Annotated in this window: 22 protein-coding genes and 1 pseudogene; 20 read left to right on the plus strand and 3 right to left on the minus strand. The window is 47.0% G+C overall.

Going from position 1 to position 23,974, the window contains the following annotated elements:
- Nucleotides 1–36 precede the first annotated feature (36 nt).
- The 6 genes from NR121_RS02585 to NR121_RS02610 all read left to right on the plus strand — a co-directional run bounded on the left by NR121_RS02585 (nt 37) and on the right by NR121_RS02610 (nt 5,626).
- Nucleotides 37–921, plus strand: coding sequence for a carbohydrate ABC transporter permease (locus tag NR121_RS02585; RefSeq protein ID WP_054818997.1), 885 nt, complete (start codon nt 37–39; stop codon nt 919–921).
- Nucleotides 918–1,748 (plus strand): carbohydrate ABC transporter permease, encoded by an 831-nt coding sequence (locus NR121_RS02590; RefSeq protein ID WP_074727108.1) that lies wholly within the window; start codon nt 918–920, stop codon nt 1,746–1,748. Before NR121_RS02585 ends, NR121_RS02590 begins: the two co-directional genes overlap by 4 nt.
- Before the next feature lie 49 nt (nt 1,749–1,797).
- Nucleotides 1,798–2,940: a Gfo/Idh/MocA family protein gene (locus NR121_RS02595; RefSeq protein ID WP_074727109.1), complete on the plus strand. Its 1,143-nt coding sequence runs from the start codon at nt 1,798–1,800 to the stop codon at nt 2,938–2,940.
- Nucleotides 2,941–3,034: 94 nt separating this feature from the next.
- Nucleotides 3,035–4,261, plus strand: a complete 1,227-nt coding sequence (locus tag NR121_RS02600) for an ROK family transcriptional regulator (RefSeq protein ID WP_074727110.1) — start codon at nt 3,035–3,037, stop codon at nt 4,259–4,261.
- 36 nt (nt 4,262–4,297) lie between these two features.
- A complete protein-coding gene (locus tag NR121_RS02605) occupies nt 4,298–5,146 on the plus strand; it encodes a sugar phosphate isomerase/epimerase family protein (RefSeq protein ID WP_054818981.1) in 849 nt (282 codons plus the stop codon).
- Nucleotides 5,147–5,308: 162 nt separating this feature from the next.
- Complete coding sequence (locus NR121_RS02610; protein ID WP_249929615.1) at nt 5,309–5,626, plus strand: helix-turn-helix domain-containing protein; 318 nt, start codon at nt 5,309–5,311, stop codon at nt 5,624–5,626.
- Here NR121_RS02610 and NR121_RS02615 read toward each other — a convergent pair.
- Complete coding sequence (locus tag NR121_RS02615) at nt 5,601–7,376, minus strand: sigma-54-dependent Fis family transcriptional regulator (protein ID WP_256830398.1); 1,776 nt, start codon at nt 7,374–7,376, stop codon at nt 5,601–5,603. The genes NR121_RS02610 and NR121_RS02615 overlap by 26 nt on opposite strands.
- 251 nt (nt 7,377–7,627) lie before the next feature.
- Nucleotides 7,628–8,641 (minus strand): alcohol dehydrogenase AdhP, encoded by a 1,014-nt coding sequence (gene adhP / locus NR121_RS02620; RefSeq protein WP_062409292.1) that lies wholly within the window; start codon nt 8,639–8,641, stop codon nt 7,628–7,630.
- A 233-nt stretch (nt 8,642–8,874) separates the two neighbouring features.
- On the opposite strand from adhP, the gene NR121_RS02625 reads away from it, so the two are divergent.
- The 10 genes and pseudogenes from NR121_RS02625 (at nt 8,875) to NR121_RS02670 (ending at nt 19,951) form a co-directional block, all read left to right on the plus strand.
- Nucleotides 8,875–10,035 carry an iron-containing alcohol dehydrogenase gene (locus NR121_RS02625; RefSeq protein WP_062409291.1) on the plus strand — a complete coding sequence of 387 codons (1,161 nt, stop codon included), beginning with the start codon at nt 8,875–8,877 and terminating at the stop codon, nt 10,033–10,035.
- Nucleotides 10,035–11,327 (plus strand): sensor histidine kinase, encoded by a 1,293-nt coding sequence (locus tag NR121_RS02630; RefSeq protein WP_256830401.1) that lies wholly within the window; start codon nt 10,035–10,037, stop codon nt 11,325–11,327. Before NR121_RS02625 ends, NR121_RS02630 begins: the two co-directional genes overlap by 1 nt.
- Nucleotides 11,302–12,750: a sigma-54-dependent transcriptional regulator gene (locus tag NR121_RS02635; protein ID WP_375162501.1), complete on the plus strand. Its 1,449-nt coding sequence runs from the start codon at nt 11,302–11,304 to the stop codon at nt 12,748–12,750. Before NR121_RS02630 ends, NR121_RS02635 begins: the two co-directional genes overlap by 26 nt.
- Nucleotides 12,751–12,932: 182 nt before the next feature.
- Nucleotides 12,933–14,453 (plus strand): aldehyde dehydrogenase, encoded by a 1,521-nt coding sequence (gene adh, locus NR121_RS02640; RefSeq protein ID WP_062409288.1) that lies wholly within the window; start codon nt 12,933–12,935, stop codon nt 14,451–14,453.
- Between the two features lie 13 nt (nt 14,454–14,466).
- A complete protein-coding gene (locus NR121_RS02645; RefSeq protein ID WP_054818982.1) occupies nt 14,467–14,829 on the plus strand; it encodes a DUF779 domain-containing protein in 363 nt (120 codons plus the stop codon).
- A 168-nt stretch (nt 14,830–14,997) separates the two neighbouring features.
- The gene (locus tag NR121_RS02650; protein WP_160327386.1) at nt 14,998–15,165 is read left to right on the plus strand and encodes a hypothetical protein; all 168 of its coding nucleotides are present in this window, start codon (nt 14,998–15,000) and stop codon (nt 15,163–15,165) included.
- Nucleotides 15,166–15,250: 85 nt separating this feature from the next.
- Nucleotides 15,251–16,909 (plus strand): recombinase family protein, encoded by a 1,659-nt coding sequence (locus NR121_RS02655; protein ID WP_054818983.1) that lies wholly within the window; start codon nt 15,251–15,253, stop codon nt 16,907–16,909.
- Nucleotides 16,910–16,925: 16 nt separating this feature from the next.
- A pseudogene (locus NR121_RS02660) lies at nt 16,926–17,018 on the plus strand (LuxR C-terminal-related transcriptional regulator); the annotation flags it as partial.
- A gap of 308 nt (nt 17,019–17,326) precedes the next feature.
- Nucleotides 17,327–19,012, plus strand: coding sequence for a methyl-accepting chemotaxis protein (locus tag NR121_RS02665; protein WP_062409286.1), 1,686 nt, complete (start codon nt 17,327–17,329; stop codon nt 19,010–19,012).
- 171 nt (nt 19,013–19,183) lie between these two features.
- A complete protein-coding gene (locus tag NR121_RS02670) occupies nt 19,184–19,951 on the plus strand; it encodes a divergent polysaccharide deacetylase family protein (protein WP_235594135.1) in 768 nt (255 codons plus the stop codon).
- A gap of 33 nt (nt 19,952–19,984) precedes the next feature.
- Here the strand turns inward: NR121_RS02670 and NR121_RS02675 are convergent, their stop codons facing one another.
- A complete protein-coding gene (locus NR121_RS02675) occupies nt 19,985–20,614 on the minus strand; it encodes a C40 family peptidase (protein ID WP_054818986.1) in 630 nt (209 codons plus the stop codon).
- A gap of 191 nt (nt 20,615–20,805) precedes the next feature.
- Here NR121_RS02675 and NR121_RS02680 point away from each other — a divergent pair, with 191 nt between their 5' ends.
- From NR121_RS02680 to NR121_RS02695, 4 genes are all read left to right on the plus strand, one after another.
- The gene (locus NR121_RS02680) at nt 20,806–21,144 is read left to right on the plus strand and encodes a hypothetical protein (RefSeq protein ID WP_054818987.1); all 339 of its coding nucleotides are present in this window, start codon (nt 20,806–20,808) and stop codon (nt 21,142–21,144) included.
- A gap of 74 nt (nt 21,145–21,218) precedes the next feature.
- A complete protein-coding gene (locus NR121_RS02685) occupies nt 21,219–21,716 on the plus strand; it encodes a cation:proton antiporter regulatory subunit (protein ID WP_062409284.1) in 498 nt (165 codons plus the stop codon).
- Nucleotides 21,717–21,718: 2 nt separating this feature from the next.
- Entirely contained in the window at nt 21,719–22,954 is a 1,236-nt protein-coding gene (locus tag NR121_RS02690; protein ID WP_062409283.1) for a cation:proton antiporter, read from the plus strand.
- The gene (locus tag NR121_RS02695) at nt 22,951–23,820 is read left to right on the plus strand and encodes a YitT family protein (protein WP_256830405.1); all 870 of its coding nucleotides are present in this window, start codon (nt 22,951–22,953) and stop codon (nt 23,818–23,820) included. The genes NR121_RS02690 and NR121_RS02695 overlap by 4 nt, the downstream gene beginning before the upstream one ends.
- The last annotated feature ends 154 nt before the right edge of the window (nt 23,821–23,974 follow it).

Genomic DNA, 23,974 nt, shown 5'->3' on the forward strand with positions numbered 1-23,974 from the left:
CTCTCCCCCTCAATTATGCAATCGGGAGAGTTGGAGATGAACAAATTTAAGTTAAGCCGGAGCGGTCCTTATTTGGTCATGGCCCCCGGAATGATACTCCTGCTGTTATTTGCTATATATCCTACAATTTTCCTGTTTAAGATCAGTTTTCAGGAATATAGTCCGATCAGTATAGAGAAACCATTCGTCGGGCTGAGTAATTATATCCAAGTGTTTCAGGATCAAAGTTTCTGGAATTCTCTGAAAATTACAATTATTTTTGTTCTTAGTACGGTTTCACTGGAGTTTTTTATTGGTTTGTTTTTGTCCATCGTTTTGCACCAGCTTGGCAAAGGGCAGAAGATATTTCAATCGCTGATCTTGCTTCCCATCGCTATGGCGCCTACGATTGTAGGGCTCATGTTCCGTTTTATGATGAACGATCAGTATGGCGTATTTAATTATTTTGCTGAAAGTCTTGGTTTTTCAAGGATATCCTGGCTTTCCGATCCCCAGCTGGCTTTACCGGCTTTGATCTTGACGGATGTCTGGCAGTGGACGCCATTTATGATGATTATCCTGCTTGCCGGACTTAAAGGTATACCGAGTGATCCTTATGAAGCGGCTAAAATAGACGGGGCAACGGCATCGCAAACCTTCTTCTATGTCACCATTCCGCTGTTGTCCAAGATTATATATATAGCACTGTTGTTAAGAACGATTGATGCATTCCGGATTTACGATACCATTTATATGATGACCAAAGGCGGACCGATCAATGTAACTTCAACCTTAAGCTGGATTGTGTACGACAAGGGCTTTAAATTCCTCGATTTTGGTTATGGCGCGGCACTATCCGTGGTCATGCTGATCCTGGTCGTGACCCTGCTGATGTTGTTCTTGCGTAAGGTTGATTTGTTTAATGTGGAGGGCAAGTCATGAGCGAATCCAAAAGTAAATCGTTTACGTTACTGCTATATCTCATAGTCATTATTGCTACGATTGTTTTTATATTTCCTATCGCTTGGATGTTTCTCACTTCTTTAAAAAGCCAAAACGATGCATTTACGGCGATTCCGAAATGGATTTTTACCGTTACTTATGATAATTACCAAACTGTTTTATTTGAAAGGGATTTTCAAAAGTACCTTTGGAACAGTTTGTATGTTTCGGTTTTCTCCACCGTGTTGGCGGTCATCCTGGGAAGCGGCATTGCCTACCCGTTCGCAAGGTATAACATCAAGGGAGCCAAAGACATCTTAACGTGGATTTTGACTTTAAGAATCGTTCCCCCGATTGTATCGGTACTGCCTATCTATTTGTTGTTTTCCAACATGAATATGCTAGATACGTATACGGCATTGATCTTAATGTATACATTTATGAATCTTCCGCTCGTGACTTGGCTGCTGTACGGCTTTTTCAAGGACGTGCCGGGAGAAATCGAAGAATCTGCGCTGGTGGATGGCTGTAACCGATTTACTGCATTTTTCAGAGTCATTTTCCCTATTATCGGCCCTGGGCTTGTATCGGCTGGATTGTTGTCGTTTATCTTTGCCTGGAACGAATTTTTGTTCGCCAATATTTTGTCAGGCCCGAATGTTCGTACGGCCCCTGTAGGACTCAATGAATATGCAACGCCGGTAAGTGTATTATGGGGACAAATTGCGGCAGCGGGAACGATGATTATTGTCCCTATCGCCATCATCACGTTAGTCTTGCAGCGTAAAATGGTCAGCGGACTTACTATGGGAGCTGTAAAAGGGTAATGGTTACGACAATAAGCAGATAGATATTAAGCGCGTTTTGGAGGGTAAGATGGAGAGAATAAAAGTAGGAATCATAGGGACGGGCTTTTCTGCGATGGCTCATATCGAAGCATTAAGAAGAATTCCTTTTGTGGAGGTTATCGCCATATCTTCCAGTTCCAAGGAAAAAAGTATAGAGTTCTCCAAAAAAATGTGCATACCCAAGGCATATGGAGATGCGGACGAGTTGATTCGGGATCCGGAGGTACAAGCCGTTCATAATTGCACCCCCAATTCCTTGCATTTTGAAATCAATAAAAAGGTGCTCCTTGCCGGCAAACATCTCTTATCGGAAAAGCCGCTGGCCGTAAACAGCGAACAATCTGGAGAATTGCTGAGGCTTGCCGGGGAAAGCGGAGTGGTTAGCGGGGTTTCGTTCAATTACAGACATTATCCTATGGTTTCTCAAGTCAAAGAGATGCTGGAATCCGGAAGCAACGGAAAACCGAATCTCGTTTACGGCGGCTATATTCAAGATTGGTTAAGCAACGATACGGATTACAGCTGGAGGCTTGAGGAAGATAAAAACGGTCCTTCCCGTGCGATCGCGGATATCGGTTCCCATTGGTGCGACACCGTTCAATATGTATTAAACAAAAAAATTACCGAAGTCTTTGCCGACCTGAAGATCGTGCATCCGATCCGGAAAAAACCGAAAGGGAAAGTTAATACATTCGAATCGTCCAATGATGTGGAAAGAGAAGAAGTGAAAATCACGACAGAGGATTACGGAAGCGTGCTGGTTCACTTTGAAGATGGCGTTCAGGGCGTATTTACGGTATCCCAGGTGACGGCAGGAAGAAAAAACCGATTGTATTTTGAAATTTCCGCGGAACGGTCTTCGTTTGCATGGGATCAGGAGAACCCCAACCGGCTGTGGGTAGGAAAACGCGACCATTCCAACGAAGAATGGCTCAGGGATCCGGATTTATTATCACCCAAATCCGTATCATTAGCCCATTATCCGGGAGGCCATCAAGAAGGCTGGCCCGACGGTTTGAAAAATCTGTGCATCGATTTTTATCAAAAAGTGCGAAACCGGGATCATGAAAGTTCATTTGCCACCTTCTCCGATGGACACCGGATCATGAGATTAATCGATGCCATATTGAAAAGTCATAGAGAAAAAAGATGGGTAAGTTTGGCGGAATAGTCAAAAAGATTGAAGTCATGCCTTCTCATCGTCCCGGGGGTGTTATATTATGGACTAGATAAGGTTATTTATTTTAGAGAAAGTGGTGTAATCCATGAAATTGCTCTCGATGACCGCCCATGTACTGCAAATCATAAGAAGAGCTAAGCAGCCTTTGTCCAAAACGGATATTGCGGCGGCTACCGGTTTATCCGTTTCCGCAGTATCTGAACATGTCGAACGGTTGATGAATGAAAAATTAATTCAAATTTCAAATATTGGCAATTCCAGCGGCGGCAGAAAGCCCAAGCTGTACTCTATCAATCAACATGCCGGATATATCATATCCATTGAACTAGGCACAAGTGCCGTACGTGTGGGGATTACTGATTTTGACTGCAATATTCTCGTCTCTCATGGCGCCCCGGTAGATATCGGCGAGGGTCCGGAGAAAGTTCTATCCTATATTCACAGCATCGTCAGCGAGATTCTGGACAAGGCTAAAATCGGAAAAAGCGAAATCAAAGGCATCGGCATCGGAATACCGGGACCGGTCGAGTTTGCCTCCGGTCTTCCTGTCTCTCCGCCGATTATGCCGGGATGGGATCGATACCCGATCAGAGATTTCTGGTCCCGGCATTTTGATTGCCCTTGCTATGTTGACAATGATGTGAACATCATGGCCGTTGGGGAATATGCCAAAGGCTTGCAGTTTGAAGTAGACAATTTGATTTACATTAAAATAGGGACAGGGATCGGCGCCGGAATCATTTATGACGGCAAGCTTTATCGTGGCGTAAGCGGCAGTGCGGGCGATATCGGCCATATCGATGTCGGCAAAGATGTCGTCTGCTGGTGCGGCAACCGCGGCTGTCTGGAGGCCCTGGCGGGCGGTAAAGCCATTGCCGCCAAAGCCAAGGATATGGCTTTGGCCGGCAAAAGCGAGTTTTTGTTGGAAAGATTGAAATCTAATGGCGAGATCACCATCAAGGATGTACGCATGGGAATTCACAGCTTTGACTCCGCGTCTGTTGAATTGATTCGCGAGAGCGGCGCCCTGATAGGCCAAGTGATCTCTTCACTGGTTAACTTTGCGAACCCTTCCCTGATTTCGATTGGCGGGGGAGTTGCGGAGATCGGCGATATTTTGCTGGCCGCGATCAGACAAGGAGTTTATCAGCGATCCCTGCCTCTGTCTACGCGCAATTTGTTAATTAACAAGTCTAATTTGGGAAAGGCCGCAGGACTCGTAGGCGGCGCATTTATGACGATCGATCAGCTGATCATCAACAGCATTGAAAAATCGGATACCCTTCTTGATTTGAGGATGAAAAGCTGGTAGTGACTACTAAATTTATGCTGTTCGGGAGGAAAGCGTATGTTTCGTTATAGCGCTACGCAATGGATTTTTGGAGATGAAGGAATCGAAGCCAGCCTGAAAAGGCTGCAAAAATACGGATACGATGGTGTAGAACTTGCCGGAGAACCTTATTCCATCGATATCGAGCATACCAAACGGCTGCTGAAGCAGTACGGTCTGATCTGTACTTCCATTTGCGGCATTTATACGGCGGAGCGCGACCTTTCGTCTTCCAGACCGGAAGTCCGCCAAAAAGCGGTTCAATATGTGAAGGATTGCGTAGACATGGCCAGCAGCCTGGGAGCTGCCCATGTCATCGTCGTACCGTCCCCGGTAGGCAAGAGCCGTCCGGAGACGACGAGCAGCGAGGAATGGGCCAATGCGGTAAACAGCCTGAAAGAAGCGGGCGAGTATGCTGCCTCCAAACAAATCAATCTGGCGATTGAAGCATTGAACCGGTTTGAAACCTATCTTGTGAATAACCTGGAAACAGCGTTAGCCTTAGCCAAGGAAGTTAACGTGGACAGCGTGAAGATCATGGCCGATTTGTTCCATATGAATATTGAGGAGCGCAGCCATGTTCAAGCCTTGAAGACCATCGCTCCGTACCTCGTTCATGTTCATATCGCCGATAATACCCGTGAAGCCGCTGGCATGGGACAGACCGATTTCGAGCCTGTGATAAGAACATTGATTGAGCTGAACTACCAAGGACCGATTACAATGGAATTTTTGCCGCCGGTCGCTAATCCGTATTTAGCGGCATCGAAGACCGGTTCCAGCGAAGTGTTCGATTTGTATACCGAACGTTCCATTCAAGAGATGAAACGTATAGTCCAAAAAATTACGGGAACGGCGTCTGCATAATCGGCCGTATCGGATCATCAGCCCCAAAATCCATGGATCGCCGCCATGGATTTTTTTTGCCTCGGCGCAGCGAAAGCCGTTAAGAGCCCATTTTTCCCCAGCCAATCACCACGCTATGCTGTCCTACATAAACTGAATTTGACTGTATCCCTAGACCTTGTAATGATACCAAAACCCGGGCAAGGAGGGGTGACATTGAAGGGCAACGACAATAATAAAAGTAAATTTTTGCTAACCAATCGCGAACGAGAAGTGTTTGAACTACTGGTGCAGGATAAAACGACGAAAGATATCGCGCAGCAACTGTTTATCAGTGAGAAGACCGTGCGCAACCATATCTCGAATGTGATGTGGTTTGAAATTCATACAAAGCCGCTTTCTGGAGGGGGACGGTGGCGAGGGTTCAAGCCCCTCCGACCGCATGCCGGGACAACCGTGCATAGCCGGGATCGGATCACCGGGAGCTTGTCAGGCATGTAATATTGTATTCTTCAATTTTTCTGTACAAGGTCGTTCTTCCTATTTTCAAAAGGGCCGCAGCCTTGCTTAAATTCCAGCCCGTTGCATGCAGCGCCTTTTTGATTGCCTCGATTTCCGCCTCTTGAAGCGACGGGACGGCATCATCGGCAGCCTGAGCCTCCGGTCCGCTTTGACAATCGTCTGCAATCTGCAGATGTTCGGGAAGTATGGGCCCTCCCTCGGCCAGAAAAGCGGCTTGCATAAGGGCGCTGTTTAATTCGCGGATGTTTCCGGGCCAGGCATGCCGCAGGAGCAAGTTTTCCGCTGCTTCCGACAAATAAGCGTTCGGATAGTTATGGCTTTGCAGCAAATGTTTGGCAAGCTCGACGATATCGCTTCTTTCACGAAGGGAAGGCAATGTAATTTGAATGCCTTTCAAGCGGTAATAAAGATCGGCGCGAAACCGTCCTTCCTTGATTTCATTTTGCAAGTTTCGATGGGTTGCCGCGATGATTCTTATATCGATGGACTTGCTTCTGGCGCTTCCGACGGGGGTGATCGTCCGTTCCTGCAAAACCCTGAGCAGAGCCGCCTGCGCGCGCAGAGACATGTCGCCGATTTCATCCAAAAAAATCGTTCCCTTATGAGCCGCCTCGAATTTCCCCTTATTTCCTTCCCGATTGGCCCCCGTAAAAGCGCCCCGCTCATAACCGAACAATTCGCTTTCCACCAGGTTGTCGGGTATTGCGCTGCAATTCACGGCTATGAAGGGTTGATTCGAACGTAAGCTGGCCGTATGAATGGATTGCGCAAACAATTCTTTTCCAGTGCCGCTTTCTCCCAGCAGCAGAACCGGAAAGTCGGTGAGAGCCGCTTTGTAGGCCAGTTCTTTTTTCTGTATGATGCTGGGGCACGATCCGGCGATATCGGAGAATGTATACAAGCGAGTTACACCGATCACTTTTTTTTGAATCGCTATGGAACGCCAAACCTTTTGATGATGATCGTGGATTGTTTCGATGGAAAAGCCCTCGATGCCCGAGAATTCCTTGCCGATGGCATCCTTGCCTATAATCCGGAGAGCGGCTTGGTTGGCACGAATAATTCTGTTGTCGTTATCCAGCGACAGAAGCGGAAGCGGATTATTTTTCATCGAGAATTCCAGTTCCTTTAAAGTGATGAGATGCTCCTTCTTGGAATCTTCGATGAGAAGCCGGTTCTGCAGTGAATCCGCGGCCATCGTGGCGAGAGCCAGGCTGTGGGCATTGTAATTTTCCTGTTTGCTGCTGAAATTGATGACGCCCAACAATTCCCCGGTCGGACTGAACACAGGCGACGATGCGCAGGTGAGGAAATGATTCAACTGATAGTAATGCTCATCGGCATGGATACGGACAGGGAGCCGTTCCGTAATGGCTACCCCGATGGCATTGGTTCCCTTTCTGTTTTCCGCCCAATTGGCCCCTACCTGGAGTTGAACCGCTGCCGCGCGTTTGGAGAAATCGGGGTCGCCGACCGAATAAATGATATTGCCTTGAGCATCGATTAGAAGGGCCGCCTGTTTCGCTTGTTTGATGAAGAGCTCCATTTTCCCGAATATATGCGAGACGTGCTTGAGCAGAACTTCATTCTGATGAAGGATTTCATGAATTTGCCTGCCTGTCATCAACTGGTCGTCCACAAGATCCGTCCGTTTCAATCCATATTGCTGACAGCGCTTCCAAGAGGTTGCTACAACTTCAGAATGTTTCCTTGCTTTCAGAGACGGCAACGTAAACACCTCCACAAACCACTTGTGAGATATTGATTGTAGTATAACATACTTGAAATTCAGATGTGCTCTTTTGAACAAGAATGTTTCAAAATGTTACAGCTTAACGCAAAAGAGATATAATTGAATCCGTCGTCGGAAAAAACACCATTACGCATTGGATCCGAGCGGAATGGTGATTCCGCTAAAGCCAATAACGTAACGGTGTTTGTGTGGCTCTGGCACCATGGACTCGTCGGCAAGCGCTTACATTATTTGAATGTCAAGACGATCCGTCCATTAATGTTTCCTTTTTCCATACGTTCAAAAATTTCATTGATCTTTTCCAGAGGCTGTGTTTCGATGATCGCTTTCACTTTGCCGCGGGCGGCGAAATCCAAAGCTTCCTGCATGTCTTTTCTTGTGCCGACAATCGAACCTTTTACTGTAACGCCATTGAGAACCGTATCGAAAATCGGGATCGGCAGCTCGCCGCTCGGAAGACCGACGACCACCAGTGTACCGCCGCGTCTTACGGAACGGTATGCTTGCTCAAACGCTTTTGGAGTGACGGCCACGCTCACGGCGGCATGAGCGCCTCCGACTTTGTTCTCGATTTCTTCTACAGGATTTACAGACTTGCCGTTAATGGTAAGATCGGCTCCCAACTGCTTGGCAAGTTCCAATTTATCGTCGCTGATATCGACGGCAATGACGTTAAATCCCATCGCCTTCGCATATTGGAGCGCAATATGTCCGAGACCTCCAATGCCATAGATCGCCACCCATTCTCCCGGTTTTGCATCGGTAACCTTCAGGGCTTTATATGTGGTTACGCCTGCGCATAGGATCGGGGCAATTTCTTCATCCGATACGCCGTCCGGGATTCTCGCGACATAGGCGGCGGGTGCGACGCAATATTCCGCGTATCCTCCATCGGCCGAATAGCCGCCGTTTAACTGGCTTTTGCATAGCGTTTCCCAACCGGTCAAGCAGTACTCGCATTCGCCGCAGGCGGAGAACAGCCACGGAATTCCAACCCTGTCCCCGATGTTGAGGGAGCTTACTCCCGGACCGACTTTTTCCACATAGCCAACGCCTTCATGACCGGGGATCAAAGGCAGCTTAGGTTTCACGGGCCAATCCCCATGAGCGGCATGCAGGTCGGTATGGCAAACTCCGCAAGCCGTGATTCTTACCAGTACTTCCCCTTGTCCGACCTCCGGTGTCGGCACTTCCTTGATTTCCAGCTTTTGATGAAATTGATTTACAATAGCAGCTTTCATTTGTATCCTCCTTTAAGATGAACGTTATAGGGTTGCATGCAACACTTTCATACAAACGCAAAACCTGTGCCAATCCTAAAAAACGCAGAAACGTTATGTTTTTTTGCATTGAAATGACGAAAATTCGGCCGTAAAGCCAAAAAAACGGCTATCCTATCAATTTTTCGGCTTTTTATAAAATGTTTACCAAAAAGTAAATTACACAGTACAATAGCAATGAAGGAGGAATAGCCATGGGTATTTTCAAATTCATGACACCGGAAATTATTTTCGGTACGAATGCTCTGAGTCAAATCGGGGAAAGCCTGCTTCGACTGGGAGCGAAAAAGGTTTTTGTTGTCTCCGATAAAGGCGTTCTGAATTCCGGTTGGGTGGAACTTGCCGTCCGCTATTTGAAAGATTGCAAACTGGACTACTGCTTATGGACGGAACTCACCTCCAACCCCAAGGATTATGAAGTGGAAAAAGGTGTTCGAACCTATGTTGAGAGCGGTTGCAATTCGGTTGTCGGGATCGGGGGAGGAAGTGCAATTGACGCTGCCAAATCCGTTGCCTTACTTGCAACCAACAGTGGAACGATCCAACAATATGAAGGAGTCGATCTGGTAACCAGGCCGCTTCCGCCAATGGTCATGGTGCCGACGACGGCAGGGTCGGGATCGGAAGTTTCCCAGTTCTCCATTATCCGCAATTCCAAACATAAGGTGAAAATGACCATTATTTCCAAATCGCTGATTCCCGATATTGCTATCATTGACCCGCAGACCCTGATGACGAAAGATGCGCGATTAACGGCACATACGGGTATGGACGTTTTATCACATGCCATTGAATCTTATATCTCTCTGGCGGCTACCCCGATGACGGAAGGGTATTCATTGCAAGCGATTCGCTTGGTTGCCAATTACCTTCGGCCTTCCGTGGCAAGCCAGCACAATCGCGAAGCGAAAGAAGCGATGGCCATGGCCAGCCTTCAGGCAGGGATCGCTTTTTCCAACTCGATTTTGGGAGCGGTTCATGCCATGTCACATCAATTAGGCGGTTTGCTGGATCTGCCGCACGGGGAGGTCAATTCGATTTTGCTGCCTTATGTATTGGAGTATAATTTGATCTCTTGTCCCGAGAAATTCAAAAACATTTCCGAGGCTTTCGGTGAAAACGTCGAAGGCCTCAGCCTGACTGCGGCCGCCAGAAAGGCGATTGGAGCCGTTAAGGAATTGGCCGGCGATCTCGGCATCTCCGATTCTTTGTCCGGTTTGAACCTGAAGGAAGAACAGATCGATTTTATGAGCCATAATGCGGTTCATGATGCCTGCATGACGACGAACCCGCGGGATATGAAGGTGTCGGATGTGAAAATGCTGTTCCGCCATGCTTTGGGGAGTGACATCTGATGTCGGGCAAACAAGAGTTGATCGACAAGTTAACAGGGATTAAATCTTCAAGAAAAAGTTATTACAGCGAACTAAACGCTATCGTTGAAGAAATGAAGAAAAAGAACAAGCAGCTGGAAGTCATTAACCGGTTAACACAGATCCATGTGGACAAATCATGGGAGGAAGTCAGCAGCTATCTGGCCGCCCAATTATCACAAATTCTTTCTTTCGACCGGTTTGTCCTGACGCTTCTCGACCATTCCGATCTGCTGTTTTATATTTCGGAGCCGGAAGCGGCGGGCTGGTCCTGCCGTTTTGTCAAAAGGCGAATGGTGACGAAGACGGCCATGTCGATTGAAGAATTCAAAAAGCTGCTTAAAAAGGAAATACCGGATCATCATGGCACGTCCGTTTGTTTGCAATATCAAGCCGGAAACATCTACGGATTTCTTACTCTTTTGAATCGGGAGAAAGTGGAGTATTCCCGGGAAGAGCTTGAGCTTTACAGGCGTATGGGAGAGCATGTGCGGATCTCCATTGAAAACATCCTCCTGTTTAAAGACGTGAGCGAGAAAGTCCACATTGAAGCGCAGCTGATCCAGTCTGCAAAAATGGCCGCTTTGGGAGAGATGGCTGCGGGAATCGCCCATGAATTGAACAGTCCGTTAACCGCCATTCTCGGGAATGTCCAGCTGCTGATGCGCGACATGAAAGACGGGCGTCCGGGCAAAATGCTGGAGGATATTTACCAGTGCGGCCTGCGCAGCAAAAAAATCATACAAAATTTATTGACATTCTCAAGACAGGAAGAATATCAGCTGGAAACCATGCACCTCTCCGGCTTGATCGATGACGTATTAGGGCTGGTGGGATATCAGCTGGCTGTTTCCGGTATTTCCATACAGAAGGAAATCGATCCGACACTCCCGGTCGTCAGAGGGAGCCGCAATCAAATCGAACAGGTGCTGATTAACCTTTTTCTGAATGCGAGAGACGCGGTGCAAGGAAAAAGCAACCCGGAAGTGATCATTGGAACATGCCTCGTCGATTTGGAGGACCGGCAATTCGTTTCGATCTATGTGCGCGACAACGGAGTCGGCATTGAAGAAGATAACGTCTCTCAAATATTCAATCCTTTTTTCACAACGAAGGAAAGCATGAAGGGTACCGGTCTGGGACTTTCCGTAAGTCTGGGCATTGCCGAGTCCCATGGAGGAAAGCTTCTGGTAGACAGCAGGGTCAACGAATACACCCAGTTTTCCCTTCTGCTGCCGATTCAAGAAAATGAAGGAGGGGAATCCTTTGAGTAGGGTGCTCGTCATTGATGATGAAATGGAAGTGACCTCTTTTTTTCGATATTTTTTGGAAGATAAAGGATGTGACGTGACGATTGCGAATTCAGGAAGGGAGGTCGATGAGCTGCTTCACCGGCATCCGTCTCCGTTTCATCTGGCTCTTGTGGATCTGAAGCTGCCTGATGCCAATGGATTGGATTTGTTGGCCAAAATTAAAACCAGGTACCCCGACTGCGAAGTCATGATCATGACCGGTTACAGCACCGTCAAATCAGCTGTGCTGGCCTTACAAGCGGGGGCCAAAGACTATTTGGAAAAGCCGTTTGATGACCTGGAAAGCCTGGAAAACATCATCAATTCCGTATTGCTGAACCCGGTCGGCAATACGGAAAAACTGAACATGGAAGCTGCGCAATACGGAATTATTTTTTCAAATTCAAGTCCGCTGCAAAAGGTCATAGCCGTAGCGGAAAAGCTGGCCAAGAAAGCCATCAACATTTTGATCGAGGGAGAGACGGGGACCGGCAAGGAATTGTTGGCCCGATTCATTCACGGCTCCAGTCTGAGAGCCCCCTATCCGTTTGTCGGCATCAATTGCGGGGCCGTGCCGGAAAGTCTGCTGGAGAGTGAATTGTTCGGTCATGAAAAAGGGGCGTTTTCCGGAGCGATCAGGACCAGAAAGGGGTATTTCGAGCTTGCTAATAACGGAACGCTCTTCCTGGATGAGATTGGAGAGGCGCCGACTTCGATTCAGGTAAAATTGCTGCGTGTGCTAGAGACGGGAGAGTTCATGAGGGTGGGCAGTGAGGAGATCCAAAAGAGCAATGTGCGGTTCATCTCGGCCACCAATCGAAATTTGGAAACCGAGGTCCAAAACAAACAATTTCGCTCTGACCTCTTATACCGGCTGGAGGGAGTGAAATTGTCGATTCCTCCGTTGCGGGAAAGACCCGGGGATATTCCGTTGATAGCGCAGTCCTATCTGGACAAAAAATATGGAGGCGAGTGCCGGCTTGATCCGGATGCAGCGGAGATGTTAAAAATGTACGATTGGCCCGGGAACGTGAGACAGCTCCTCAATGTGCTCAATCAGACGCATGCCATTCACGAATGCAAGTGTTTAAAGCCAGACCATCTTCCGCCATATTTGCTGCAAAGAGCGGAGCATCCCGACAACCCCATGCCGATTGACCGGCAAATCGAAGATTTTATTGAACGGGAAGCCAAGCAATTTGTGCAAAGTCTGGTCAATGGCCTGAGCCAAGCCGAGCAGCTCCATTTAAAAAAAGTATTGGACAGGATCAGAAAGATGGAAGGGGAAATCGGGAGAAAAGTGATTGAAAGAAAATTGTCCGAGACCAATAGAGACAGGCAGTTGTTAAGCAAAAAATTAAATATCTCCATGAGGACGCTCCGATATATTCTAAATGAGAAGTAACGAAAGTCTCAATGCGATTGTTCTATTTTGAACAAGATGAAACACCCGATCTGTTCCATTTCTATGCAAAGCGATATAAGCGCTTACAAAAAAAGCTGGCACAGCCGTTTATTTTCCATTGGCACGACTTTTGCTCTAGTTTTTATTGTCAAAAATCAATGGATATAAAGGAGGCTGTACAAATGATTTATGCACAACCGGGGCAAGCCGGCTCCAAAGTTACTTTTAAAAAGCGCTACGACAATTATATCGGGGGAAAATGGGTTGCGCCTGTCAAAGGGGAATATTTTGAGAACATCACGCCGGTAACAGGCCAGATTTTTTGCGAAGTGGCCCGTTCGACAGCGGAAGATATCGAATTGGCGCTGGATGCTGCCCATGCCGCCAAGGACGCCTGGGGGCGCACATCGGCGGCCCAGCGTGCCTTGATTCTGCAAAAAATCGCCGACCGCATGGAAGCCAATCTGGAGCAGCTTGCCGTAGCCGAAACCTGGGATAACGGAAAGCCCGTCCGGGAAACGCTGGCTGCCGACCTTCCTTTGGCAATCGACCATTTCCGGTATTTTGCGGGCTGCATTCGCGCCCAGGAGGGAACGCTCGGAGAAGTGGACGGCGATACGGTTGCCTATCATTTCCATGAACCGTTAGGCGTCGTCGGGCAAATCATCCCATGGAATTTCCCGCTGTTGATGGCTACATGGAAGATTGCGCCGGCGCTCGCTGCGGGCAACTGCATCGTGCTGAAGCCAGCGGAGCAAACGCCAGCTTCCATCCTGGTCCTGGCGGAGCTGATCGGCGATTTGCTGCCTCCAGGAGTATTGAATATCGTCAACGGCTTCGGGCTGGAAGCAGGCAAGCCTCTTGCTTCAAACAACCGCATCGCCAAGATCGCTTTTACAGGAGAAACGACGACAGGCCGCTTAATTATGCAATACGCATCACAAAACATTATTCCGGTTACGCTGGAATTGGGCGGCAAGTCTCCCAATCTCTTTTTTGAAGACGTTTTCGCCAAAGACGACGCGTTCTTGAATAAGGCTATCGAAGGGTTTGTGCTGTTCGCTCTGAACCAAGGCGAGATTTGCACCTGCCCGTCCCGCGCCCTGATTCAGGAATCGATTTACGAACCGTTCATCGAACGGGCATTAAAGCGCGTGGCTGCGATCAAGCAGGGCAATCCGCTCGATACCGAAACGATGATCGGAGCTCAGGCATCTTCGGAACAGGTGGAGAAAATTTTGTCCTATATCAGCATTGGCAAACAGGAAGGTGCGGAATGTCTGATCGGCGGAAACAGATCGTCGTTGAAAGGCGACCTGGAAGGCGGGTATTATATTGAGCCGACCGTGTTCAAAGGGCACAACAAAATGCGTATTTTCCAAGAAGAGATTTTCGGGCCGGTCGTTTCCGTAACGACGTTCAAAGATCAGGAGGAAGCGTTATCCATCGCCAATGACACCCTGTACGGGTTGGGGGCAGGGGTATGGACCCGCGATATCAATACAGCTTACCGTTTCGGAAGAGGCATACAGGCCGGCCGCGTATGGACCAACTGCTACCACGCTTATCCGGCGCACGCGGCATTCGGGGGCTACAAGGTTTCCGGGATTGGCCGTGAAACGCACAAAATGATGCTTTCCCATTACCAGCAGACGAAAAACCTGCTTGTCAGCTACAGCCCGGACGCTTTAGGATTCTTCTAAGAAGGTCATCGTCATGGAAGAAGTCCGAAAAGTTCTGGCCACTGACGCCGCCCTTGAACTGATCGAGTTTTTGAAAGCCAAATACGGTCCTGTCATGTTCCATCAATCGGGAGGGTGCTGCGACGGCAGCTCTCCGATGTGCTACCGCGAAGGCGAATTTCTGATCGGCGAATATGACGTGTTATTGGGGGAAATCGGCGGAGCCCGCTTTTATATGAGCCGGGCCCAATATGAATACTGGAAGTTTACGCAGTTAATCATTGATGTCGTTCCCGGCAGGGGAGGCATGTTCTCGCTGGAGGGACCGGAAGGACGCCGGTTCCTGACACGCTCCCGCGTTTTCACGGACGAAGAATTAAAGGCGCTTCAATTATAAGCAGGGGTAAATACAATACTATAGTCTAATGGCCATTTGAGGCAATGAATAGGGTACGCAAGGGGCAGGGGGATTTTCCTCCTGCCCTTTTCGTCGCTATTTTACATGCATAGTACAAGTTAAGAAACGAATACATTATGATGTCATGCGCGAAGGGAGAGATTCCAAATGATCAACCGACAGGATGCCAAAACATATCGCTTGAATATTTTTTATGGCGAATCGGATTTGAATCGGATCATTGATGATTTGGCCAAACAAACGGTCCGGAAAAACGCGGGAGATTTTGTCTGCCGGGGAGTAAAAAAAAGCCGGACGTTTAGACGAGCTGTGTAGCGGATGACGGGAAGAGGAGTATCATTCACCGGCCTTTTCCGGTTCGCTCCGAGAGATCCGTTTGATATATTCTGGAGGTTCCGCAATGAGGGTTGCGAATGAGACAGGAAATAAGACGGCCATTTACGTGAGGGTCAGTACGACGAAGGAAAGCCAAAAAGACAGTCCCGAGCATCAAGAAGCCGTTTGCCGGGAAAAAGCGCGTCAAATGGAATTGGAAGTTTTGGAACAATTCATCTATGAAGACAGGGATACGGGTACGACTATTGTTCATCGCCCTGCCATACAACAACTGATCCTGGATGCGAAAAGAGGGGAATTTCGAAATGTCATTTTTGCCTCATTATCGCGTTTTTCAAGAGATTCCCTGGATTCATTATCGCTTAAACGAATATTGGTCGATACGCTTGGGATCAGATTGATTTCACTGGATGAAGGATTCGATTCTCTTATCGACTTGGACGAGTTAAAATTTCAGATCCTATCCGCAGTCAATCAGAAATTAAGCGAACAAATCAGCTTCAGCTCCCGTCGGGGAATAAGACAGTCCGCTCTGAAAGGAAATTTTATCGGAAGCGTGGCTCCTTATGGATATAAAAAAGTGATGATAGATAATAAGAAGACATTAATACCGGACGATCAGACCAAAGGAATTGTCCAATTAATATTTCAACTATACACTGCTCACAAAATGGGAGAGAAACAAATCGTTAAATATCTGAACGAGGAGAAGAAAATTGCTTCACCCAAAGGCGGTGTTTGGGGGCTTTCTTCCGTGCAGCGGATATTACAAAATGAAGCCTATACAGGAGTTAACGTATTCGGCAAGTATGAGTCCAAACTGATTTATAATAATACGGAGGATCTCTCGGACAGAACAAAGAAACTGGTCAAACGGGATCAAGAAAAATGGGAACGGGCAATTCATCCTGTGACTCATGAAGCGATCATCGATACAGAGCTGTTCAAACTGGCTCAAGAGATCCGGCTGCAGCGCGGTGGCGGGAAACGTGGCGGAATACGAAACAATAAAAATTTGTTTGCAGGTATCATACAATGCTCCCACTGCGGGGCGGCCATGGTCACCCTGCGGTCAAAAGGCCGGCAAACCCATCGCGAAGGCAAAGAATATCGATACTTGATTTGTTCCAAACGGAGGAGGCAAGGAGCTGCAGGATGCCATAATGATTATTGGCTTCCTTATTATCCGTTTAAAAAGGATTTGCTTGACATCATCTCCGATCATGTTGCGCAAAGCAGCTTGGCAGAAGATTTATTTGAAAAATATAAAGACTTATTGAACATCAATAATGACGATAGCGGTAAACAAATCCAATATGCTGAAAAGCAGCTTGAAAATCAACGCAAGCTATTATTTAAACTTCGAAAAGAAAAAATGCAGGGGACTTTGGACGAAAAGCAATATGAATTTGAGAAACAGCAATACGAAGCCGATATCTTTGCATTGGAAAAAAGGCTGGAAGAACTCAGGAATAACCATGAAAAGAAAAACAACTTGAATGAGTTATATGAGGAAGTCATGGATTCATTGGACGATTTGGTGACATTGAATTTCGATGACGAAGATGAATTTGAAGAACTCCGGTTGATTATTTTGAAATTAATTGAGCGGATTACCGTTGACCGCAAAGGAAACATTTCTGTTAAGACAACATTCGGACCCCAATGGAAAGATCTTGCTGCTCAGGAGGATGAAGCTGCCGGTGGGAAGCACTCATACTAAAATGATGCCACTTTCAAACCACATCACGAATGTAATGCAAAAACTCAACGTAAAGGGACGTTCGCAGGCGGTTGTCGAGCTGATCAAGCTTGGGGAGTTGCAGATCTGAAAAATTTCATTGACCCTAACAAAGCCTTCTTTTTGCGGTTCCTCTGCATAGAGGATCGTGAGACGAGGGCTTTTTGGTTTGGGGAGAAAATTTGATATAAATTTTAAAATTTTCCTTCAACATCTTACCCATTATGTGATATATTAGTACAGGACTAAAGTTCTAAAATATGCCAGCAGGAAACCTGACGAAAGTAAGGAGGAACCGGATTTAGGACTATTTTTGAGAACCCTTTATATAGATATTTACAGTAAGAAATGCCTATTAAGCATGAGATAATAAAACAAATGTATCATGAGGTGTACTGAATGAAGCTTACGATTGGCAAAAAAATGTTGGGTGGATTTCTTAGTGTTTCTTTACTTCTTGGAATCATTAGTTTTATATCGTATTACAACATCAAGAAGGTAGACGAATCCTATTCCGATTTGGTTGAGCGCCGGGTCATCATTTTATCCAATGCCAAGGATATGCAAATCAGTGCTTCGCGGCAAATTTCCGGTATGCGAGGGGTGTTGATGCAAGAAGAAGGTTCATCGGAGATAGTAGCAACCGCTATTAATGATCTGAGCGAGAAGATCAATGCTACCATCCAAATAGTCCAACGTGAAGAACTCAAGGCTAAATTACAAAAGCTGCAAATATTGAATGCCGATTTCAAATCGCAATCCGATGCGATAATCGCTTCGGCGAGAAGCAATCCCGAACAAGCTGTACGTCAATCAAACCAAGTTTTATTTCCATTAGCTAGAGAAATAAGGGACATGTCAGACCAAATCGCCAATGAACAAGCAAAATTGATGGAAGAAGCAAGTGCGGCTAACCGTCAGTTAGTTGACTCGGTTGTGACTACCGTTCTTTTTCTGAGTGTTTTTGCTTGTATTTTGGCCGTATTGATAGGGGTATATATTACTCGAATCATCAAAAAACCTATTTTAACTATAGCCGCCAGTGCAAAGGAAATTTCATCAGGGATTCTTACCGGGGACGATATTAAGGTGAAAAACCGCGATGAAATTGCGGATCTGGCAAACTCCTTCAATCAAATGAAGATGAACCTCCGGCATTTGATTGGTCAGGTAAGTAATAATGCCAAGCAGGTTAGTGCCACTTCACACGATTTATTTGAAAGTGCTGAACAGACCAGCAAAGCTACGGAGCAAATATCGATTGCCATTCAAGAGGTGGCATTGGGCTCTGAAAAACAGGTTCACAGCGCCGCGGAAGCGAATCAGGCGGCCGCTGAAATTTTAAGAGGGATGAATCAGGCGGCCTTGTCCATTCAATCTGTTGCTGATCTGACTACAACAGCTAACGAAAAAGCAACCGCTGGAAATAAAGTGGTGACGCAGGCTATGGAACAAATGAATGTTATGCAGCGCTCAGTGGGACACACCGCAGAGGTGATAAATGCGCTTGGCGAAAAGTCAAAAGAAATCGGTCATATTGTTCAGTTGATTACCGAAATATCCAATCAGACCAACCTGTTAGCTCTTAATGCTGCGATAGAAGCTGCGCGGGCCGGGGAACATGGAAGAGGTTTTGCTGTAGTTGCCGATGAAGTACGAAAATTAGCAGAACAATCCGGAGACGCGGCGGGCCAAATTCGTCAACTGATCGGCGAGGTTCAAGCGGAAGCGGACAAGGCTGTTCAATCGATGGACGAAGGGGCTAATGTTATACTTGAGGGTATTCAAATGGTTCATCAAAGCGGTGAAGCTTTCAGAGACATCGTCAAGGCGATCGAACAAGTTGCTGCCGAATCTCAAGAGGTATCTGCTATCATAGAACAAGTGAATTCAAGCTCACAAAGTATGGCGGAAATGATGGAAGGCGTGGCACATATCGCTGAACAATCGGCAGGAAATACACAGAACGTGGCTGCTTCAGCAGAAGAACAAAATGCCTCCATGGAAGAAATATCAGCCTCTGCGGAATCCTTAAGCAAGATGGCTCAAGATCTGCAGGAAATGATAAGCAAATTCAAAGTGTGATATCTATGAATCCTCAAAAGCTTTCTTTTTACGCTGCCTCTAAGTGGAGGGATCGTAAGACGGGGGCTTTTTTTGTTAAACGTTGCCTTAAAAAGTCATTTCCCATGCATATTGCAAACCGAAAATCAACATATTATTGGTAAATGAATGGTCTTGGGAAGGAAGTTTGTTATGAAATTTTGGACTGGATGTATAGCGGTGATGCTGATTCTTGGTTCCGTCTTGGTTGCTGAAGCGCAAGAAATTGCAATTCCGACCAAACAGGCTGCTATTGTTATTGACGATTTTGGTAACAACATGTTCGGAACCAAAGAGATGATGAACCTGCCTTTTCCGATTACCGTTGCGGTTATGCCATTTTTGCCAACGACCAAAAGGGATGCGGAATGGGCGCACCAAGCCGGTCATGAAGTGATAGTCCATATGCCGATGGAGCCCAAGTCAGGGAACAAAGACAAATGGCTTGGACCCGGGGCGATTACGACCGACCTCGCCGAAGAGGAAATCAGGCGGCGTATTAACGCCGCGATTGATGATGTTCCCCATGCTGTCGGCATCAATAATCACATGGGTTCAAAAGTGACGGCCGATGCTCGCATCATTCGCATCATACTGGAAGAATGCCAAAAAAGAGGGATGTATTTTCTGGACAGCCATACGAATTACCGGAGCATTGTTTCCAAAACGGCGTCAAAAGTCGGAGTCCCTTGTATTGAAAACCATATTTTCCTGGATGATATCAACACGAGGGAGCATATTTACAAGCAAATTACATTGCTTCAGGAGCATTTGAAGGACCATGACCAATGCGTAGCGATAGGGCATGTTGGAACCCGAAAGAAAACGGCAGCGGTTTTGGGAGATGTCATCCCTAAATTAAAGAAGGAAATTCAATTTTTGCCTGTATCCGCACTGGTCAAAAAACAGCCGCCCTTATAAGCAGCAAGCCGAGGGTCATCCGCTTGTTGTCTGCTAGTGGATCAAACGGCGAGCACCCCAATAATGCGCATCATAATAAGGCGTACCGAAAAGGGGAGTGATTTTGACTTCTTTGGTCCCTCCGTAGGTGCTTGCATGGAGTATTTTATTGTTCCCAAGATAGATGGCCACGTGAGAAACTCCTCTGGTATAGGTTCCGTACAGAAATACCAGATCGCCTTTGCGAAGATCGGATTTATTTACAGGCGTCCCCATTTGGCTGATCAATGCTGCAGAATGAGGAAGGTTGAATCCGTTTTGATTAAAGGAATATTGGACAAATCCCGAGCAGTCAAAAGCAACATACGGCGTATCTCCGCCAAATACATACGGTGTTCCAAGCTGTTTCAACCCCGTTGCAATGACGGCATCGGCTTTGGCTTCCCAGCTCTGTTTTTGAGCGGTGGAGCGGGGAAGATGGATCACCACGCCTGCATAAATGTTTTGCGGGTCCAGGTTAGGGTTGGCCGCTATCAGATCGGACAGTTTAATATTCAGCTTTTGCGAAACGGTCCAGAGCGTATCAGAGTCCGTGGCTATGTATTGATTGGGAGCGTTTGCAGCAGCGACTCCGCTAAATAAAAAGGTTCCGGCCAATACGGATGAAACGATCATATTTTTCATTTGTTACCTCCTGTATGTTATTCTAGTTGCACTAACCATTCTATCAAGGATGAAGAAATCGAATAAAGGGGTAAATTCTGGAATCGGAAAAAGGAAACAAATGAGCGTTTTCACACGGTTTGGATGAGATAATGGATTTCATTAGCAAAATTCTATATAATGAATGGATAAGGGTTAAGGGAGGGATAACCATGCGTATCAAGAATAAAGGCATACGGTTGTTTTTTTTGCTGTTCATTCTGCTTGCGCTGGCAGTGGCTTCGGTCAGTCCCTTCATTACTATCGATCCTATATCCAGAGGGTTGTCGTCATCCTTGGGACATTCAACGTATTCCTCAGGTACGATGGTTTTCCAGCAGGTCATGATGACATACCTGATCGCAGCTTTTTCTCTGGCTTGCTGTCGGGATCTGCTGAAATTCTTGCTGTTCCGAATGCCGATCAATCGTTTTGATTGTACGGTTCCTAAGCGGATGAGGAAGGTTCTGCTGTACCCGATCAAGTTTACTTCACATTTTGTGGCGTTTTGAAGCCTGCATGTTTGATCGATACATTACAATAACCGATTCGGATACAAAGTGAGCTTTCAGGAGGTCATTGAATTATGCCAAATATCAGAGAAATCGATTTGCCCGGCATCGGCCGCAAATTTCAACTTATTACCCGTGGAGGAGACAAACTGGTCATCATTATCCACGACGACGGAAGAAGAGAACTTTATCATTTTGAACATGAAGATCCGGATGACAGCATTTCTATGGTAACTCTCGACGACGACGAAGCACGCATCATAGGCAGCATCATCGGCGGAATGAATTATAAGCCCAAAGCGCTGGAGACCATTGAAGTGGAACTGGATGATTTGACCATTGAATGGTACAAGGTCGAGCCGAACTATAAATGTGTCGGCCTGTCCATCGGGCAGTTGGAAATCAGGCAAAAGACGGGCACCAGCATTATTGCGGTGGTTGAGAAAGATCACAGCAAGAAAATCAATCCGGGTCCGGATTACGTGTTTAAAGCCGATTCCATGCTGATTGTTGCCGGAGAACGGAAACATTTAAAACTCCTCAAACAGATTTTGGTTAGCGGGAGTGAATAAGCATGGATCATATCGTTCTGGAGGTAGGTCTTGCTATTTCACTCATTGCTATCGCGGGCTTGTTATCAGCTAAACTGCGCTTTTCCGTTATTCCGTTTTACATTTTGGTCGGTATGGCGGTAGGTCCTCACGCCCCCAAAATCGGATTTTTCGATTTCCGCTTCATTGAGAGCGCGCCATTGATCGAATTCATGGGCCGTCTCGGAGTTCTTTTCCTCCTCTTTTATCTGGGACTGGAATTCTCTGTCGGCCGTTTGATTAAATCAGGCAAATCCATCGCCGTCGGCGGCACGATATACATCGCGATTAACTTTACTTTGGGCCTTCTGCTCGGCTGGATGCTGGCCCTTCCTGTAAAGGAAATATTAGTCGTTGCAGGGATAACCACGATTTCTTCAAGTGCCATTGTTGCTAAGGTTTTGGTAGATTTAAAAAGAACAGCTAACCCCGAAACCGAGATGATTCTTGGCATTATCATGTTCGAAGACGTATTTCTGGCTGTCTATATCTCGATCCTCTCCGGACTTGTCCTAAGCGGCGCTTCCTCGCTTGGCGGCGTATTGCTTTCCGCTTTAATGGCTTTGGGATTCATGCTCTTCTTTATCATCCTTGGCCGAAAGGCCGTACCATTCTTAAACCGTGCATTAAATATTCGATCCAATGAACTCTTCGCGCTTGTGATTTTTGGCACTTTGTTTTTGATTGCAGGCATTGGTGAAACAATTCACGTTGCCGAGGCCATCGGCGCGCTGCTGACCGGGCTGGTTCTGGCGGAGACAGAGCATATGAAGCGGATCGAGCACCTCATCCTTCCTTTTCGGGATTTCTTCGGAGCCGTGTTCTTCTTCAGTTTCGGCTTGTCGATTGATCCGCTTACTTTAGGCGGAGCCGTGTGGTACTCTCTGGCGGCCGTCGTCGTTACATTGATCGGAAACTTCATTGCAGGCATGCTCGCGGGGAAATACGCCGGCTTGTCATCCAAAGCGTCGGCGAACATCGGGCTTACGATTGTGTCACGTGGCGAGTTTTCCATCATTATGGCGAACATCGGCAAAGCGGGCGGATTGCTTGCGATTCTGCAGCCGTTTGCTGCGCTCTATGTTTTGATTCTGGCGATCCTGGGACCGCTGCTGACTAAAGAATCCAAGTGGGTCTACACCATGCTGAACCGCATTATTCCGCTTGAGAATACAAAAAAAGAGCAGAAGACTCCTGCTCGGCAGATCGATGAATCTTGAAAATAAAAATGCAGATGAAAGATAAAGGCAGGCATCCGTACCTGCACATGCTGCTCCGGTATGGCTTGTTCGCAGCCGGTATCGTTCTCGTATCCGTAGGATTGGAGCTGTTTCTGAGACCCAATTGGATCGTGCCTGGCGGTGTTCAAGGCCTCTCGATCATGCTGGCGTATATCACCGAAATGCATATGGGGTTGTTTCTTTTTCTGCTTCACCTTCCGTTTGTTTTTCTCACGGGAGTGAGGCGAAAGGACATTTCCGCCTGGATGGCTTGGATCGGCCTGCTGCTGCTTACTTTCGTTACGCTGCTGCTGCACCCCGTACCGCCGGTGACCGAGCATCCGCTCGCTGCATCGGTTGCCGGAGGACTGATGCTCGGGATCGGTACCGGAATGATGGTCAAATATGGTGCGCACACGGACGGAGTAAGGGAAACGGCAGTATGGTTAAGGAAAAAAACGAGGCTTTCCACCGCTGAGCTCGTGACTCTGATTCATATCGGCATTCTGGCTTTGGCCGGGTTCCTCTTTGGTTGGGAACAAGCTTTGTACTCCATTATTTCTTATTTCCTGGCTTACTGCTCGCTGCAGTTCATGCTAAGGGACCATTTTGATCTGATGATGGTGTGGATCAGGACCAATCATGCATCCGCCGTGAAAGAAAAGGTGTCCGAGGCATACGGCGATCAAGCGGTATGGGTATCTTCACCGGCTTATTCCAACACATCCCCGAATGAACTGTTTCTCATTATACCGCGTGAACTTATGACCCGGATCCAGCCGGTTCTGTCGAGTGCGGACCCTGAGGTCTCCGTGATTTTCACTCCGATCAAACCATCGGAAGCGGCGGAATATACGCGACGCTAGCGACAAAGAGGCACCCTCATGGGATGCCTCTTTGTCATTTATTTCTTTTTGAAAACGTTCATATTTTTATCAAAAAGCAGCCATGACTTTCAGGCCGTATGAATTGACAACCCTTTGAAAAGAATATACGATTAATTTTATATGCCTAACTATA

This window comes from Paenibacillus sp. Pae15 (assembly GCF_024519685.1).
In the GTDB taxonomy this organism is placed as follows: domain Bacteria; phylum Bacillota; class Bacilli; order Paenibacillales; family NBRC-103111; genus Paenibacillus_G; species Paenibacillus_G naphthalenovorans.